The organism is Micromonospora alfalfae (genome assembly GCF_022230925.1).
GTDB lineage: Bacteria > Actinomycetota > Actinomycetes > Mycobacteriales > Micromonosporaceae > Micromonospora > Micromonospora alfalfae.
In genome coordinates this window covers 1-17,242 of record NZ_JAKKFH010000044.1, presented here as the reverse complement: position 1 = coordinate 17,242, position 17,242 = coordinate 1, and the positions used below count along the sequence as shown (strand labels likewise).

Below are 17,242 nucleotides of genomic sequence, written 5' to 3'. Positions count from 1 at the left end.
GTGCGCCGACGGTCCGCGGACCGTCGGCGCACCTTGCCGCCGTCAGGGGCGGGGCTGCCCGGTGAGGTGGGTCAACGAGCGGGCGACCAGGTCGTCGCGGGCCGCCGGCGGCAGACCCTCCAACCCGAAGCCCAGGTACACCGTGTCCCCGGTGACCACCACCGAGCCCTCCTCGAACGCCTGCTGGCTGCGCGACCAGTCGTTGGCGTTGCCGGCGGTGCCGGGCGGTGGGCCGGCCACCGTCCAGCCACCCAGGTCGGCCGACTCGAACGAGGTATCCGCGACCGTGGACCCGTTGACCAGCACCCGGGCGTCGTCCACGAAGACGCCGAGACCCTGGGTGCCCCAGTCCGAGGCGTAGGTGATCGACACCTCGACCTGCTTACCGGCGTAGCCCGACAGGTCGGCCACGAACTCCTTCCAGCCTCCCGATGACCCGCTCGCCGCGTTCCAACTGCCGGTGCTCCCGGTGGGGGAGCAGTCAGCGCCCTGATAGTGCGTGAGGAACGGGTGCAACTGCGCCCAACCCTCGACGCAGCTGTCCCCGGTGACAGTGCTGGTCTTGCCGTTGGCATCCGGCAGGGTCGTCCAGTCGTCGCTACCCACCTCGTGCGCCTCGACGAACATGAAGTCCCAGTCCTGCTCGATCTCGTAGGAGGTGAAGAAGCGCAACTCCGCGCTGCTCGCCCCGGTGAGATCCACAGTGCGCGTGAGCCGCTTGTACGATTCGTCGGTCTGCCCGCTGTACAGGTACCACTCACCCGTACGCGGATCGAACGGCGCGCCGCCCGGTCGGGTCCAGCCCACCGGCGCGGAACTGGCGAACTGCGGGAACTCGTCCGGCGGCAGGAAGCTCGACGTGGTCAGGAACGAGGCGGTGTGCGCCTGGTTCTCCGCCGAGCCGGCGGCGTTGAGCTGCCCGTCGAAGCCGGTGAACGCCGCGTCGGTCCCGGCGACCGGGTACGGCTCCCCGTCCGGGCTGGTTCCGCCGTCGCTGACGTAGGTGTGCGCGCCCAGCCAGTACTGCTGGAAGTCGTTCAACAGCGGCAGACAGCTGGCGGCCTCGGCGTCGGTGCACTCCGGTGGCGCGTCCGGGTGATAGACGTACGACCCGTTGGCGCCCTGCGCGAACAAGGCGTACTGGCCGCTGACGAGCAGTTTGCCGCCCTCGTTCAGGTAGTCCCGGACGGCCAGCTCGGTTTCCAGTGCCGCCCTGGCCGTCGTGCCGGCCACCTGACCGGGGGAGCGCAGGATCACGTCGTCGCCGGTCTCCCAGACCACCGCCTCGTAGTGCGACAGCACGCCGAGCGGGTGCGGCGCCTTGCGGCCCATCGCGTCGAAGTCGTACACGTCGCTGCTGCGCCCGGCTGCGCTCAGCGACGCCGCGACCTCGTCGGCGTACTTCGCGGTGGTGCCGGTCTGCGCCGGGCTGAGGCCGGTGACGTCCTCCACCGCGAGGACCAGCACGTCACCGCCGATGTCGTTGTGCACCCGATAGGTGAAGTGTTCGCTGGCCACCACCCCGGCACGCGGTTTGTTCCCGGTGAACCAGACCTCCACCCGGTCGCCCGGCTTCGCGCCGCTGACAGTGCCCCGTAGCTCGGCGTAGTAGTCGTCGTGTGTGTCGCCGTACCGCTCGCCACCGCGCCACTCGCGGACCGCTACCGTCTTCGGTCGCGCACCGTTGACCGTGTAGTGCATCCGCACGTTCTTCAGCGCCCGACGGGTGATCGAGGCGACCTGCTGGGTGCGCCCGTACGAGGTGTCGAAGGCGTCCACCACGAAGTCCGGGGTGCTGCGACCGACCACCGAGACCGGGTCGTCCGGGTCCGCAGCCGACCGGGCCACGGCCAACGCGAACGGCAGGTTCTTGCTCACCTCGCCAGCGATCAGCGCCTCGTCGTCGGGGAAGATGAAGCCGCTGACGCAGTCCTCGGGGCGCCACTGGTCGTCTGGGTCGACGGCCGAGGCGGCCTCGCAGGTGGACATCTCCGGGGTGAAGCCCAGCGTGCCGTACCTGACGGTGGCGTGACTGTCGGTGTCACCGTTTGTGGTGTACAGCTCCGCGGAGATGTCCGGGTCGTAGCCGGGCACCGCGGGGTGCGCGTCGTCCCCGACCATCGCCTTGTAGATCTCGTCGTCCGGGCTGGGGGTGCTCACCTGCCAGCCGATGCCGTAGAGCAGCAGTTCGGCCGCCGAGTGGTAGTTGACGAAGAACTCGAACCCGACCCGCTTGAAGAGCCGGTCCAGCGCCTTGGTCTCCGGCTCGGAGTTGGGGCCCGGGCCCCGGTAGGTCTCGCTGTTCGGCTCCGGCGACGAGCCCTCGTTGTCGTACCCCCACTTGTAGCTGAAGTTGCGGTTGAGGTCGACGCCGTCGCCGGAGCCGACCTGCCCGTCGCCGTTGTTGTCCCGCAGGTTCTTGCGCCACAGACGGTTGCCGGGGGTGAACGTGAAGTCGTAGCCGTCCGGGTTGGCGACCGGCAGGAACCACAGCTCGGTCGTGTCCAGCAGTCGGGTGATCTCCCGGTCGGTGCCGTAGCTGTCCAGCACGTGATGCATCAGCCGGCGGGTCATCTCCGGTGTGATCCACTCGCGGGCGTGCTGGGCACCGGCGTAGAGCACCGCCGGTCGCCGGCCGTCGGCGACGGTCCGCGCGTTCTTGGTGACCTTCACGGCGACGATCGGTTGCCCCTGCTGGCTGCGACCGATCGTCTCCACCTTGGTCAGCTTGGGATACCGGGCCGCTGTGGCGTTCAACTCGTCTCGCAGGCCGCCCGGCTCACCGTAGGGGCGGAAACTCGTCCAGCCGGCGGCGGCCTGCTCCCGCAGCGCCTGCGACGCGTCCTTGCCTCGCACCTTCTTCACCGACAGCGGTACGCCCTTGTCGGTCAACCGCTTCGCCTGCCGTCTGCTGAGGACCGTCTCGACAGTGGTACGGCCGGACGCGTCCGCCTTCGCGTCGTGTCCGAGGTCGACCCCCGCCGCGCGCAGTTGCTCCCGCTGTTTCGCGTCGACAGTGCCGACGTACACCTCCAGGCCGTCGCGGACGCCGGGGTCGGACGGCGGCCGCGCGCTGGCCGGTGGGGTCAGTGCCAGTGCGCCGAGCAGGGTGACCACGCCGGCGATCGCCAGTCGTCTCGGTCTCATCGCGCCTCCTTGGGTGAAGGACCTGTAGGCGCGAGCCTTCGGTGTGCCGCTATCGATGTCAATCAGTCGATGGGAGCTTCGTTGCTGACCGTGTCGGCTTTGGTGCCAGGTGTGACGCTCAACGCGAGGCGGACCCGCGTCGCGGGCGGGCGTTCGTCGGACCACCTCGCGATGATCGAGTCGGGTCCGGCAGGCCGTACCCCGCAGGCGCGTCGAGGATCCATCCCCGGACGCCACCTGCGGGGTCGGCGTCGACTCAGCTCGCGCTGGGTGCCGGAGCTGTCGACTTGACGGCCTGCTGCGCGACGATGCCGGTGGACTGGCCGCACAGCCACGCCAGGCGGTCGATGATCTTCTCTGGGTCTTCGAACGGGTCCAGTGTGGTGATCTCGATGGGGTCGAGTGGGGGCACCGCCACGTGCGAGATGAGCGGGTGCAGCGGGCGGAGGTCCCGCTCGCCAGCGCCGATCAGAGCCTCGTGGAGTTTCTCGCCCGGCCGGAGCCCGGTGTAGACGATCTGGACCGGCCCCGGCGCCTGGCTCGCCAACTGGCGAGCGATGTCGTCGATCCGTACCGGCTCACCCATGTCGAGGACGAGCGCCTCGCCGTCGCGGCCGATGCCGGCGGCCTGCAGCACCAGGTGCACCGCCTCCTGCACTGTCATCAGGTAGCGCGTCACGTCGGGGTGAGTGACGGTGATCGGCAGTCCCGCCTCGATCTGGGCCCGGAACGCCGTGACCACCGACCCTCGGCTGGACAGGACGTTGCCGAAGCGGACGCTGAGGAACGTGCCGCCGTGCGTCGCGGCCGCGTTCGCTGTCAACCGCTCAGTGATCCGCTTGGAGTAGCCGAGAACACTGACCGGGTCGGCGGCCTTGTCGGTCGAGATGTTGACGAACCTCGCCACGTCGCGGCACGCGTTGAGCACCGTCTGCGTGCCGAACACGTTCGTCTTCACCGCCTCGCCCGGGTGGCGTTGCAGCAGTGTCAGGTGTTTCAGGGCCGCGGCGTGGAACACGATGTCGGGTCGGCGTTCCGCCATCACCCGCCGGATCCGTTCCTCGTCGCGCAGGTCGGCGAGAATCAGCTCGGGGCTGTCCAACATCGCGCGACCCGACATCGACAGTTGCAAGGCGTGCAGGGCCGACTCGTCGCGGTCGAGCATCATCAGCTCGCCCGGATCGGCCCGCATGATCTGGCGGCACAGCTCGGAGCCGATCGACCCACCGGCGCCGGTCACCAGGATCCGGCGTCCGCGCAGCTGGGACTCCGCATCCCGGAGGTCGCCGATCACCTGTCGTCGTCCGAGCAGGTCCGCCATGTCCGGGTCGCGAACGTCGCTCACCGTGATCCGATGGTCGACCAGTTCCCGTACCGAAGGAAGGATCTTGAACGTCGCTCCGGTCTTCAGGGTGCTCTCGCGGACCTCGTTGATCAGTTCGGAGTCGGCGTTGGCGGCGGAGAAGATCACCATTTTCGCGCCGGTACGCCGCACGACAGTGTCGATGTCAGAGCGAGAGCCGAGCACGCGCACGCCCGCCAGCGACAGGTGGCGTTTCTGCGGGTCGTCATCGAGCATCCCGACCGGCAGGAACTGCCCTGCCGGATCACTCAGCATGGCTCGCAGGAGCCCCTGACCGGCCGAGCCCGCGCCGAAGAGCAGGACCGGTTCCGCTCGGCCGGCGTCCGGGCGCAACGTCCGGTCGCTGCGGCTGCGGTACGCCAGACGGGTGCCGAGCATGACGGTCAGCGCGATCGCCGCGCCGACGAGTGGCGTGCTCGCGGGCACCGGTCGGGACGTCATGGGCACGAGGGCGATCAGCAGGAGCACGCCGGTGGTCAGGGCCGTGTTGGCGAGCCCCTGCATCTCCTCGACGCTGCCCAGGGGGTGCCGGCCGGACAGGTTGCGGCGAACGGCGGACACTGCGACGTGCGCGGCCGCGGCGACCACGCCCATGCCGATCGCGCGGGCCAGGGCGGGGCCGGTGAGCGAGAACTCGAAGCGCACCCACGCGGCGACGGCGAAACCCGCGATCCAGGCGAGGGCGTCCGCTGCGAGGAGGCCGCCGGCCAGTCGGACGTGGCGATGTGACCGACCGAGGCGTGTGGACTCGCTGGGGCTTGTCCCCAAAAGTGGCATGTGGAAACTCCTGCTGCGATAGCGGCCCATCCCGGGGAAAACCACCAAGATGGTCTTATTAACGTCCTACCAAAACTAATCACTTTATGACTGGTTTTTGGTCATTCACGAAGTTTGTCCCGCTATTGACCTGGCCGGCTGTCGTGGCACCACCGCCCCCCGCAGCACGTCCTCGAACCGTTCGAAGAGCAGGTCGCGGTCGAACTCGTTGGCCGCGACCACCCGCGCCGCGGCCCGCGCCGCGGCGGTCCTGGCCGGATCGCTGACGAACGCGCCCGCGAGCGTCGCCGCGGCGGCGGGATCTCCCGCGGGCAGCACGACTCCGGCCCCGCTGCGGCGCAGGATGTCGGCGATCCACCCCTCGTGGTTGACCGCTACCGGCCGACCGGCCGCCCACCCGTCGAAGACCTTGTTGGCCGAGTTGGCGTGCAACGCGGGCTCGTCGCGCACCGTCGACACGGCGAGATCGCAGGCACCGAAGAACGCCACCACCTCGGCCTTCGGCACCTGGTCGACCATGAACAGGTTTCGGTCCAGGACGTCGGACGCGGCTGCCTGTGCGCGCACCTGTGCCGCCTCCGCGCCCTGCCCGACGAGAGCGATCCGCACGTCGGGGTGGTCACGACGCAGCGTCGCGGCCATCCGCACCAGATAACCCACGTCGTTGACGAACCCGAGCGTCCCCGCGTACAGAATCAGCGGACGGTCGCCCAACCACGGCGTGCGATCCCGTAGCGCCCGGCCGGCAGCGTCCGCGTCGGCGAACAACTGACGGTCGCAGCCGTTGGGAATGACTGTCACCGCAGCCCCGGGGTGCCGCGCCCGAACGCCCGCCGCCATCCCCGGCGACAGCGCCAGGATGTGAGCGGCATTGCGGTAGGCCCATCCCTCCAGGCCGGTTGCCGCACGCCGCGTCAGCGGCGACCGCAACGCGCCCAGCGCGATCGGCACCTCCGGCCAGAGATCGCGTACCTCCAGCACCATCGGCGTCCGGCGGCGGCGGGCGGAGTAGACAGCGGGCAACGCGATGGTCAGCGGCGTGCTGGTGGCGAAGACGACGTCCTGCTCCAGCGACGCCGCGCGCGGAGCCGCCAACCGGGCGAACTTCCCGAAGGCCGAGATGCGTTCCCGGATGGACATCGCGTTGCGATAGGGGACGGCCGCCCAGTGCACCACCACGCCCGCCTCGACAGTGGTCCGCCAGGTCTGCCTGGCGTCCGACGAGGACTCGGTGTCGCTGGTCACCACGTGCACGTCGTGGCCGTTGCGGACCAGACGCCTGGCGAACTCGTAGGACCGGGTGCCCCCGGACATGGCCGGTGTGCGGAAGTACTGGTGCAGGTAGACGATCCTCACCGGGCAGCCCCGTCCCGACGTCGTTCAGCTCGGTCGGTGCTCAGCCGCCGGTAGCACTCCTGCACCACGGAGACCTGGCGTGACCAGGACTCCGACGTCTCGATGAAGCGCCGGTTGCGCTCTTGCAGAATCGGCTCCAGCGGGCGGGCGGCCATGAGCTGTTCCGCCAGCGCGGTCTCCAACGGCCCGCTGAGGATGTCGGCCGCCATGCCGTCCTCGACCATCTCGCGATACGGCGGCAGATCCGCGAGCAGAAGCCGGCAACCGGCGAGCGCCGCCTCCAGCACAGTGCAGCTGCGCTGGTCGAAGCGAGGAACCGAGATGCTCACCTCACTTGCCCGCATCAGCCGGAAGGTGTCCTCAGGTGTCAATGACCGGTCCACTACCGTGACCCGTCCGGGTAGGCTCGCGGCGAGTTCGTGGGCTTCCGCGACGCACCGCCGCTGCGCCTGAGCGGCCGCTGCCTCGGCCGGACGGTGCCCGGCCAGGACGACGAGGTGAAGGTCGGGACGAGCGGCGGCCACCCGGGCGAACGCCCGCAGGACCTCGGGCGTGCGGTAGACGGGACCGGCCGTCCGGGCGGCGAACAGCACTGTCGCGTCGGCCGGGATGCCGAATTCGGCCCGCACCGACGCTGGCGTCACGGTGTCCCGGAGCGCGAACAGCTTGTCGTCCACGCCCCACGACACGGTGCGGGTGCTCTCCGCCGGTATCCGGTAGCGCTCGATGATCTCCGTACGGACCGACTCCGCGGTGGGGAGGACGAGGTCGGAGCGGCGCAGGGCGGCCCGGGCGACCCATCTGCGGACCCTGGACCGGCGCGCTGACTGCAGGTCGACCCCCCAGGGCGTGACCACCCGGGCGGGTCGACGCGGGGCCAGCAGCGAGAGCAGACCCGCCATCCCTACCGAGTGCACGTGCAGCACGTCGGGGCGAGCCTCGCGAGTCTGCCGGCGCAGCCACCAGCCGGCGGCGGCGAGCTGCCACACCGCCCCCCACCGCCCGTTGCGGGTCCGGCCGGTCCCGGGCGCCACACGCAGTTCGACGCCGTCGATCGGCTCCGCGTCGATCCAACTGACGGCGATGACCGGATGACCACGTTCCGCCAATGCGACAGCCCACTTGCGGGCGTGCAGCGAACTCGCGCCGCAGAGCAACATCACTGACGGAAGTACGGGCGTGGGGGCCGGGCCCGGGACGGCCCGCTGCCGACGCGGCTGGTCGTGGCTCTCGACCCTCGGTGTGTCGGGACGCGTCGCTGTCACCTTCGTCTCCTTCATGATCACGTCAGGACCTTGTCGGCGGTGGACCGTCCGCGGCGTGCGCCGTAGCCGCTCTGGCCGGGCGTCCAGGCCGGTCTGGTCCGCACCGAGTGCTTCGCTCCGGCGGGACGCCTGTCGGTCACGCGTTTCGGCTCGCCCTGCGAACGGGCAGTGGCGACGGCAAGGAGGAGCACGAACGGGATGAGTACCGGGAGGGTGAGCAACGGCTCTCCGAAGAGGCTGCACCCACCGACCGCGGCCATGCCGAGCACTGCCGCCTCGGCGCTCTGGTCGCCGTCGCGCAGGCGTCGACGGGTCTGGCGGATCACGATGAACAGGAGCCCGCCCACCAGGAGGACGCCGACCAGCCCGGTCTGGGCCAGCACCGTGAGGTAGGTGTTGTGCGCGTGGTTGAGGCTGTCGAGCTGGACGTCGACGGCGGCCACTGTGACCTCGGGCTGGAAGTACTCCGGCAGGTGGGTCCGGAAGTTCTGGAAACCCACGCCGGCGAGAGGGTGGTCGGCGGCCATCCGCAGGGCACTGAGCCACAGGTCCAGGCGTACGCTGCTGGAGCTGTCCAGTCGTCCGTCCACTGTGGTGTACGCGATCCGCTCGGCCACCTGATCCGGCACCAGTTGCACCCCGGTCAGGCCGACGGTGAGGACGACGACGATGCCGGTGAGGGCCAGGGCCACCGTGCGCCGTCGCTGGATCACGAAGCAGAGCAGGAGCAGCGCTCCGCCGATGTACGTCGAGCGGCTGTACGACAGCACCACGCTGACGACCACGGCGGCGATCCCCGCGACTGTCAACACGCGGGCTGTGCCCGACACGCCCGGTCGCAGCCTGGCCAGCAGCACGGCGAGCGCCAGCAGCAACATCGGCCCCCACGCGTTGTGGTTCAGGCTGCTGAGGGATTCGGCGAGGGCCGGGTTCTCCTCGGCAAGCACCGGTGTTCCGATCAGGGCGAGCGCGGCGTGGAACAGGCCGACGCCGGTCGCCGCGACCGCGAACACGAGGAGGACGGACCGTGAGCGGGCTCGGGCGGTGTCGATCAGCGGTATGCAGGCCAGGGGTATCGCGATCGCGGCCACCGACCGGAACGCCTGGTTGGGTTGGCCGCCGACCGTCACACCGAGAGCGAGGACGCAGGTCAGGCCGGCCACGATGAGGACGGCGGGGGTGCTGCGGCGGGTGGTGCGGCCGCGGAGCAACGTGCCGACCAGAGTGCAGAGGATCAGCGCCAGCAACGGCGTGGTGCTGCTCGCCGCCGGGGCGATGGGCAACTGCGATGCGGGCACCGCCAGCGCGATGCAGTAGAGGCCGAAGCCGGGCACTGTGATGACGAGCACCACCACTGCGAGAGCGGCCAGCCGGAGCAGGAGCGACGTGTCCTGCACCGCCACCACACCGGCGGCCACCCCGGCGACGAGCACGCCGGCCGCTCGTCCCCACGCCGGCAGCAGGGAATCGCGGTCCCGTGTCGTTGGCCTCGCGTGCCGGCCGCCGCGTTCAGTCGTCATTCTGGTCGGACCGTTTCTCCGGCCCTGCACAGGCCGGTGATCGAGGAAGGCCCAGCCGACGACCAGGCCGTAGAGGACATATCCGGCCGACACGGCGAAGCCCGCGCCGAGCGTGCCGAAGCGTGGGATCAGGACGACCATGGCGAGCAGCCCGCCGATGGCGGCGCTCACGGCCGCCAGGGTTGGCGGGCCCGGACGGTCGACGGCCGTCAGGTAGCTCTGCGCGGTGCGGGCGACCGCGAGCACGATGAGGCCGGGCAGCATCGCCCAGAGCACCGGTACGGCCTCGGCGAACTGCCTGCCGAAGAGCAGCGGGAAGGCCAGCGGCGCCACCGCGGCCAGCAGCCCCGCCCCGACGGCGGTGATGAGCAGTGTCTGCACCGACATCCGACGGACCGTGTGCCAGTCGGCGCCGCCGTGCGCGACAGCCGGCACCAGGATGAGGCTGAGCGCCACCGGGAGCACCAGGAGCATCTCGGCGAACGGCACCGCCACCGAGTAGACGCCGACGGCGCCCGCACCGGCCACCAGGTGGATGGCGGGGACCTGGCTGCGCACCATCGCGAACTGGGCCAGGTTGGGTGCGTACACCCGGCGGGCGAACGCCCGGTACGCGGCAGCGTCCTGGGGTGTGCCGGGGTGGCGGCTCAACGGCAGGGCGCGGACGAGCAGCACCGCCGCGGCGCACACCTGGCCCACGAGGTACGCGCCGATGACGGTGTCGGTGTCCGCGCGGTCGGTCACCGCCAGGGCGACGAGCAGCAGGCCGTAGACGAGCAGCCCTCCGATGACGGTCCAGTTGTAGACCGAGGCGCGACTGCGGCCGATCTCGGCAGTGCCGAGCAGGGAGGAGAGCAGCACCACGGGGCCGAGGCTGAGCGCGAGGGCGAAGGTGACCGGGTCGAGCCCGATCCGAACGGCTGGCCCGACCACCAGCGCCAGCGCCCCCCAGGCGGCTGCCACGCCGACTCCCACCGTTGCGACGTGGCGCAGACTCCACCACACGGTTCGCCGGTGGGCGGCGACCGAAGCGCCCGCGTAGCGGAGGTTGGCCGTCTCCATTCCCACTGTGAGGAGCGCTCCGAAGATCGCCGCACAGGCGAGCACGACCGCCACCACGCCGCGGTCGTGCGGGCCGAGGACCCGGGCTGCCAACACCCCGGTCGCCAGGCTGATGGCCAGGAGCACGACCCTGGTTCCGACGGACCCGGCGGCAGCGGCCGACACACTCTGCTCCGCGACCCGCGCCGCAGCGCCCGGACCGGTGGTGGGTCGGCCGCTTTCGGCGACGTCCCGACCGTTTGTCACCGCCGGCCCGGCATCCGTACCGGGATTGGCGCTCGGACCGAGGGGCGGCGTCGCGGCCGTCATCGGGCCACCTCGGACAGGCGTCCGGCCCGCGGCAGTGGACGGCCGTCGAGCGCCGCCCGGTAGATCGCCTCGACGTCGGCGACCGTCCGCTGAATGTCGAACAGGTCCAGGCAGCGGCTGCGCCCGAGCCGAGCCATGGCAGCCCGCCGCTGAGGGTCCTCCAACAGGTCGGCGACGGCGTCGGCCAGCGCGTCCGGGTCCGCCGGAGGCACCAACAGGCCGCTCTCGCCATGTTGCACGGTGTCCGGCAACCCGCCGACGTCGCTGGCCACCACGCCGCGCTCCATCAGCAGCGCCTCGATGGTGGCGTACGACGCGGACTCCTCGAGCGACGGTGTGACCGCCACGTCGAGACCGGCCAGAACGCCCTGCACGTCGCTCCGGCGACCGGTGAAGTGCACGCGCTCGGCGACGCCCAGTCGGATGGCGCGTTCCTCCAGCTCACGTCGGTAGCCCACGTCACCGGTGAACTCGTCGCCCACGACGAAGAGGTGGGCCGCCGGCACCCGAGCCAGCAGGCGCGGGGCCGCGTCGAGGAAGACCTCGTGGCCCTTGAAACCGATGTCCTGGAACGCCTGGAGTCGGCTGCGGTACATGTGGGCGAGCATTCCGACGGTGGGGGTGCCGGCGGCCAGCCCGAACTCCGCCCGGAAGGGCTCCCCGCTCGCGGTCGGGTCGAGCCGGTGCACGTCGCACCCGTAGTGACTGACAGCCACCGTCCGCGCGCCCAAGCGCCGGTACTGTTCGGCGAACGCGTGGCACGACCCGATCAGGACGTCCACCCGGCGCAGGGTCGCGCTGTCGATTCTGTTGAACAGTGGGCTGCGCAGGTGGACGACGCCGGCGATCTGGTTGACAAGCAGCGGTCGGCGGGCGGCCAGACTGGCCAACCGGCAGACGATGTTGGCCTTCACCAGATGGCCGTGCACCACGTCGGGGTCGAAGCGCCGGACCAGGCGGACGAGACGCAGTTGCGCCGCCGCGACCCGGGGGAGCTGCCGCGGGCGCCAACCCGACATCGACACGATCTCGGTGCGGACCCCGGCCGTCCGGAGGCGGTCGGTGAGCGGACCGTCGCCCGGTACGACAGCGCAGACGTCGTGCCCCAGCCGCGCCAACCCGGTCACCTGGTCGTAGAACCAGTCACCGCCGACGGCCGTGCTTGTCACCTGGAGAACGCGCAGTGGCCGGTTGCCGGCACTGCGGCGGTTTGTGCTCACGTCCTGCTCCTCGTGCCGGACCACATGGGCGCGCGGCGTCGGTGTCGATCCCGTCTGGTCTCGGTCAGTGCTGGTCAGCGCGCCGGTACGCCCTTGACCACGGCATCGGCGGGAACGTCTCTGGTCACGCAGGCGCCCGCGCCGACTGTGGCGTCGCTACCGACGCGCAGCCCCTGGAGCACCGCGGCGGTGGTGCCGATCAGCACTGCCTCGCCGAGCTGGCAGTCGCCCGAGACGGCAGCGAGTGGGTTCACCGAGACGAAGTCGGCGAGAGCGGTGTCGTGGCCGACCGTCACGTTCTGGTTGAGGTGCACGTGCCGGCCGATTGTCACGTTCGTGGTGACCCGGGCCCCGGCGAACGCCACGAACCCGGGGCCGTGTTCCGTGTCCGGCCCGATCGTCGCGGCCGGGTGGATGAGGCTGGTCGCCGGCGTCGCGTAGGCGTCGACGCGCTGGGCCACGGCCCGTCGGATCCGAGGGTCCCCGATGCCGATGACGTGATGGGTGTCGGCAGGGGCGTCGCGCAGCCACGGCAGCCCGCCGAGGTACGGCACGTCCAGCTTCTGCACCCGTTTGAGGTTTTCCTCGCTGGGGCGGTCGTCGACGAAGCCGACCAGGTGCCATCGGGGTCGGCCCGCGGCGGCGTTCATCGCTCGGGCGATGCCCAGCGCCTCGCGGCCGTGGCCACCGCAGCCGACGATCACCAGTGGAATCGTCATGCCGCCCGTACCCCGCTGTGGCTGGTCAGGAACTCGTCGATCGCCTCGAAGACCCGCCCGACCTGTCGCTCGGTCAGGGCGCTGCCGCTGGGCAGGGCGAGCCCGTTGGTGAAGAGTCGGTCCGAGGCGCCGGTGAGCAGACTTTCGGCGCCGGCGAAGACGGGCTGGCGGTGCATCGGATTCCAGACGGGCCGCGTCTCGATGCTCCCGGTGGCGAGGTGGGCTGCCAGGTCGGCGGCCCGCCAGCCACAGTGCTCCTCGTCCACCGTGATGACGGTGAGCCAGCAGTTCGAGTCGACGTCGTCGATGCCGACCAGCTCGACGCCGGGCACCGGTGCGAACACCTTGGCGTACTGGTCACGCAACTGGCGTCGGCGGGCGATCATCCCGTCCAGCCGGACCAACTGGGCCCGGCCGAGCGCGGCCAGGAGGTTGCTCAGCCGGTAGTTGTAGCCGGTCTCGCGGTGCTCGTAGTGCGGCGTCGGTTCCCGCGCCTGCGTGGCGAGGTGGCGGGCCTTGGCGAGCAGTGCCGCGTCGTCGGAGACGAGCATCCCACCGCCGGAAGTGGTCATGATCTTGTTGCCGTTGAAGGAGAGCGCCGCGACCTGCCCGAACGACCCGGCCGAGCGGCCTCGATGGTGCGAGCCGAGCGCCTCGGCGGCGTCCTCGACCACCGGGATACCGGCCTCGGCGCAGAGCGGGACGAGTCGGGTGTAGTCGGCGCAGCTGCCGAACATGTCGACAGGCACGACAGCGCCGACCCGCTCACCGCGGGAACGCAGCCGTCGCACCAGGTCGTCGACAAGGCCCACGTCCACGTTGCCGGTGCGGGGATCACAGTCGACGAAGACCGGACGGGCTCCGATGTAGCGGACCGCGTTGGCGGTGGCGATGAAGGTCAGGGTAGGCACTATGACCACGTCGCCGGGCCCGACGCCGACGCCGAGCAGCGCCAGGTGCAGGGCCGCCGTCCCGGAGTTGACGGCGACGGCGCCTCCGGTGCCCACCCGCTCGGCGACATCGTGTTCGAACGCCTGTAGATCGGGGCCGACGGGGGCAACCCACCCCGAGCGGAGGGCTGCGACCAGGTACGACTCCTCCAGCGGCCCGATGTCCGGCGGGGACAGGTACACGGTGTCACTCATCGGGCACCGCCCGAGCCTGTGGTCGCGGTGTTCGAGTTGCTGCGTGGGGGCGGCGACCAGTGCGGCGTACCCGTGAACTCGGGAGCCGTGACGAACCCTGCCGCGGAGATCCCCTCGCGACGCAGCACGGTCCGCACGGTCGCGGCGAGAATCGACAGATCGGTTCTCATGTTGTGGCTGTCCACGTACCGCACGTCGAAGTCCAGCTTCTCTTCCCAACTGAGGCTGTTGCGTCCCCGCACCTGGGCCAACCCGGTGATGCCGGGCCGCACCTCGTGCCGTCGGGCCTGGTGGGGTGAGTAGCGACCGAGGTATTCGGGCAGCAGTGGCCGTGGACCGACCAGGCTCATGTCGCCACGCAGCACGTTCCAGAGCGTGGGCAGTTCGTCAAGGCTGCTGGCGCGCAGCCAGCGTCCGAGCGGAGTGAGTCGGTCCCCGTCGCCGAGCAGGCCGAGGCTCAGGTTGGGTGGCCGCATGGTGCGGAACTTGACCATCTCGAAGGGCTGGCCGTGCAGGCCGGCGCGGCACTGGCGGAACAGCACCGGGCGACCGAGGCCCACCGCTACCAGCACCGTCACCACGATCAACACCGGTGACGCCAGGATGAGAAGGACCGCCGCCACGACGACGTCGATGATTCGTTTTCCCCGCTCCGGGCTGGTCCGGGGCAGCGACAGGTCGTCGACGAGACCACCAGGCACCGGCACGTTGTGACCTCCCAAGCGATCCAAAAAAGGTATGTATTCGTCATACCAGGACAGACCGTACGTCGGTGCTGATTAGCGACGGTCGGTCCGCATTCCCCCGATCAACCCCGAAACCCCGTAGTCGGACACGGCCAGATCCGTGACCTTGTGCAGCTCCTGCCGCCAATGGACCGAGCGGTAGAGTCGCGGCGGCCGGTCGGGCGAGGGAAGAACTAGCCGGTCGGGCGAGGGAGATGACGTGCTGCACCTGAGGGTTATCGCCCCGGTGGACCGGTCGGCGGAGGTCGTCGACCTGCTCGCCGAGGAGGCTGGGGTAACTCACCTGGCCGTGCTGCCCGGTGCTGCCCGGCAGCCACCGGGCGACCTGATCCTCTGTGACGTGGTGAGGGAGAGCGCCGACCGCGTACTGCGGCAGTTGCAGCAGATCGGCGTCGACACCACCGGCGGCATCGCGGCCGAAGACGTCGAGTTGACCGTCTCCGCGGCGGCCGACCGGGCGGCGGACAGGGCGCCGGGCAGCGGCGCGGACGCGGTGGTCTGGGACGAGATCGCCGCGAAGACCGGCGAGCAGACCGAACTGTCCGGCACCTACCTCGTGCTGATCGTGGTGGCCACCATGATCGCCGGCATCGGTGTGCTGCTGGACCAGCCGATCCTCATCGTCGGGGCCATGGTGGTCGGCCCGGAGTTCGGCCCTCTCGCCGCGCTGTGCGTGGCGCTGTTGCGCCGCCAACTCGGGGTGGTCGGCCGCTCGGTGCAGGCACTCGCGGTCGGCTTCCTGGCGGCCATGGTGGCGACCGTGCTGAGCACCTGGGCGCTGACCGCCGTCGGTCTGGTCAGTCGGGAGATGCTGCTCGCCGAACGTCCGCTCACCGACTTCATCTGGCGGCCGGACGCGCTGTCCTGGGTGGTCGGGTTACTCGCCGGCGTCGCCGGCATGCTCTCGCTGACGTCGAAGAAGTCCGGCAGCCTGGTCGGCGTGCTGATCTCGGTCACCACGGTTCCGGCGGCGGCGAACGTGGCGGTAGCGGCCGCCTACGGAGTGTGGGACGAAGCGGGCGGCTCGGCCCTCCAACTGGTGATCAACCTGTCCGCGATCGTCCTCGCCGGCCTGCTCACCCTCGTGGTGCAGCAGGCCTGGTGGTGGAGCCTGGCCCGCCGGACCCGTCGCCCAGCAGCCGGTTGAGCAGCGTCCGCAGCGGAATCGACTCACCGTCGCGGCCACCCGCTCCGACGACCAACGGCGCCGGGCTGGGCTGCGGGTCGACGCCGAACAGCCGAGCCCGCAGACCGCCGGGCACGGTCAGCAGGTGGAACCGGCCGTCCACGTCCACCGCCCGGGTTTCGGCCCGGTCGACGTACCAGCCGGTCAGCCCGGTCCGGTAGCGCCCACGCCCGTCGTAACCCCGGGCGACCAGCCGGGTGGTGGGCAGCCCTCGCCGGGTCGCCTCGGCCACGAACCAGGCCACCAGCTCCGCCGCCTCCGCGTGCTCGGCGGCCCGCCGCCGAGCGTCCGCATCGGCGTGCGCCCGCACCGCGTGCCGCTGCTGATCCCGCCACGTCCGGCCGTCCGGCTCACTCACGACGCCGACGGTACGCGAGCCGACTCAGTCGAGCACGGCCCGCAGGGTGTGCCGGGCGATGCCGGCCATCACCGGGTTGGTCTCCACGTAGTACGGCAGCGCGTTGATCGCCTGCTCCAGGGCCCAGCCGCGACCCCGCTCCCAGGTCGCGTCGTCCACGCCCAACGCCCGCCGGTACGTCTCCCGGGAAGCCACGTCGAACAGGTTCCACGCCGGCATCAGGTCCACCGCCGGGTCCCCCACGCCCACCGAGCCCAGATCGATGACGGCGGCCAGCCGGCCGTCGCGGACCAGCAGGTTTCCCGGCATCAGGTCACCGTGGATCCACAGGTCGGCCGGGTCGTCCCGGGGCGCGTCCCGGCACCTCTCCCACACCCCGGTGAGCGCGGCGGTGTCGGTGAGCGCGCCGCTGACCGCGAGTGCCGCCCGGACGTCGGTGTCCCCGGCGGCCAGCCGCCCGCCGCGCCCGGTCCCGGACCAGACCCGCCCGCCGGTGTCGATGCCGCGCAGGGCCGTCACCACCTCGGCCAGGTCACCGGCGAAGACGTCGAGGTCGCCGATCCGGTCGGGCTGGGCCGTCTCGCCAGCAATGAACTGGTACGCCGTCCACGGCCCCGGATACCCGTCGCCCGGCTCGCCGAGGCCGAGGGGTTCGGGCACCGCGACGGGCAGGTGCGCGCCGAGCAGCACGGCGTACTCCTGCTCGCGCCGCAGCTCGGCGCGCAGCTCGGGGCCGGTCGAGGGGAGCAGCGGAAACCGCAGCACGATGTCCGGGCCGAGCCGGAACAGGGCGTTCACGGTGCCGGTCGAGGGGAGCGGCCGGACCGGCCGGCCCCGCCACTGCGGAAACTGTTCGGCCACCAGCGCGGAAACCACGTCCACGCTCACGTCCACCTGATCGGCGTGCATCTTCACCGCGAGATCATCACCCCGACCCTCGCGACCACGCGATCAAATTTCCCGCCGCCGCCGCCGCCCCGCCGCCGCCGCGCCGCCCCGCCGGTCGCGGCCCGTGCGGCCGTCCCGGCCGGGGTTCGCCTCGATGACTCCAGATCTTGGACAGTTTCCG

At 71.0% G+C, this 17,242-nt stretch carries 12 protein-coding genes; 1 reads left to right on the top strand and 11 read right to left on the bottom strand.

Annotated elements, in window-relative coordinates; all coding sequences use genetic code 11:
• Nucleotides 1-42: 42 nt before the first annotated feature.
• The 9 genes from MED01_RS29075 to MED01_RS29035 all read right to left on the bottom strand — a co-directional run bounded on the left by MED01_RS29075 (nt 43) and on the right by MED01_RS29035 (nt 14,590).
• Nucleotides 43-3,147 (bottom strand): M14 family metallopeptidase, encoded by a 3,105-nt coding sequence (locus MED01_RS29075; protein ID WP_238671681.1) that lies wholly within the window; start codon nt 3,145-3,147, stop codon nt 43-45.
• Nucleotides 3,148-3,403: 256 nt separating this feature from the next.
• A complete protein-coding gene (locus tag MED01_RS29070; protein ID WP_238671680.1) occupies nt 3,404-5,287 on the bottom strand; it encodes a nucleoside-diphosphate sugar epimerase/dehydratase in 1,884 nt (627 codons plus the stop codon).
• A gap of 105 nt (nt 5,288-5,392) precedes the next feature.
• A complete protein-coding gene (locus MED01_RS29065; protein ID WP_238671679.1) occupies nt 5,393-6,643 on the bottom strand; it encodes a glycosyltransferase family 4 protein in 1,251 nt (416 codons plus the stop codon).
• A complete protein-coding gene (locus MED01_RS29060; protein ID WP_238671684.1) occupies nt 6,640-7,923 on the bottom strand; it encodes a glycosyltransferase family 4 protein in 1,284 nt (427 codons plus the stop codon). Before MED01_RS29060 ends, MED01_RS29065 begins: the two co-directional genes overlap by 4 nt.
• 2 nt (nt 7,924-7,925) lie before the next feature.
• Nucleotides 7,926-10,799 (bottom strand): O-antigen ligase family protein, encoded by a 2,874-nt coding sequence (locus MED01_RS29055; protein WP_238671678.1) that lies wholly within the window; start codon nt 10,797-10,799, stop codon nt 7,926-7,928.
• Entirely contained in the window at nt 10,796-12,019 is a 1,224-nt protein-coding gene (locus MED01_RS29050; protein ID WP_238671677.1) for a glycosyltransferase family 4 protein, read from the bottom strand. The genes MED01_RS29055 and MED01_RS29050 overlap by 4 nt, the downstream gene beginning before the upstream one ends.
• Before the next feature lie 74 nt (nt 12,020-12,093).
• Nucleotides 12,094-12,738 carry an acetyltransferase gene (locus MED01_RS29045; RefSeq protein WP_238671676.1) on the bottom strand — a complete coding sequence of 215 codons (645 nt, stop codon included), beginning with the start codon at nt 12,736-12,738 and terminating at the stop codon, nt 12,094-12,096.
• Nucleotides 12,735-13,883 carry a DegT/DnrJ/EryC1/StrS family aminotransferase gene (locus MED01_RS29040; RefSeq protein WP_238671675.1) on the bottom strand — a complete coding sequence of 383 codons (1,149 nt, stop codon included), beginning with the start codon at nt 13,881-13,883 and terminating at the stop codon, nt 12,735-12,737. The genes MED01_RS29045 and MED01_RS29040 overlap by 4 nt, the downstream gene beginning before the upstream one ends.
• A complete protein-coding gene (locus MED01_RS29035) occupies nt 13,880-14,590 on the bottom strand; it encodes a sugar transferase (RefSeq protein WP_308193576.1) in 711 nt (236 codons plus the stop codon). Before MED01_RS29035 ends, MED01_RS29040 begins: the two co-directional genes overlap by 4 nt.
• A 238-nt stretch (nt 14,591-14,828) precedes the next feature.
• On the opposite strand from MED01_RS29035, the gene MED01_RS29030 reads away from it, so the two are divergent.
• Nucleotides 14,829-15,776 carry a DUF389 domain-containing protein gene (locus MED01_RS29030; protein ID WP_238671674.1) on the top strand — a complete coding sequence of 316 codons (948 nt, stop codon included), beginning with the start codon at nt 14,829-14,831 and terminating at the stop codon, nt 15,774-15,776.
• Here MED01_RS29030 and MED01_RS29025 read toward each other — a convergent pair.
• A complete protein-coding gene (locus tag MED01_RS29025) occupies nt 15,706-16,173 on the bottom strand; it encodes a hypothetical protein (protein ID WP_238671673.1) in 468 nt (155 codons plus the stop codon). The genes MED01_RS29030 and MED01_RS29025 overlap by 71 nt on opposite strands.
• 24 nt (nt 16,174-16,197) lie before the next feature.
• Nucleotides 16,198-17,082 carry an aminoglycoside phosphotransferase family protein gene (locus tag MED01_RS29020; RefSeq protein WP_238671682.1) on the bottom strand — a complete coding sequence of 295 codons (885 nt, stop codon included), beginning with the start codon at nt 17,080-17,082 and terminating at the stop codon, nt 16,198-16,200.
• Nucleotides 17,083-17,242 lie beyond the last annotated feature (160 nt).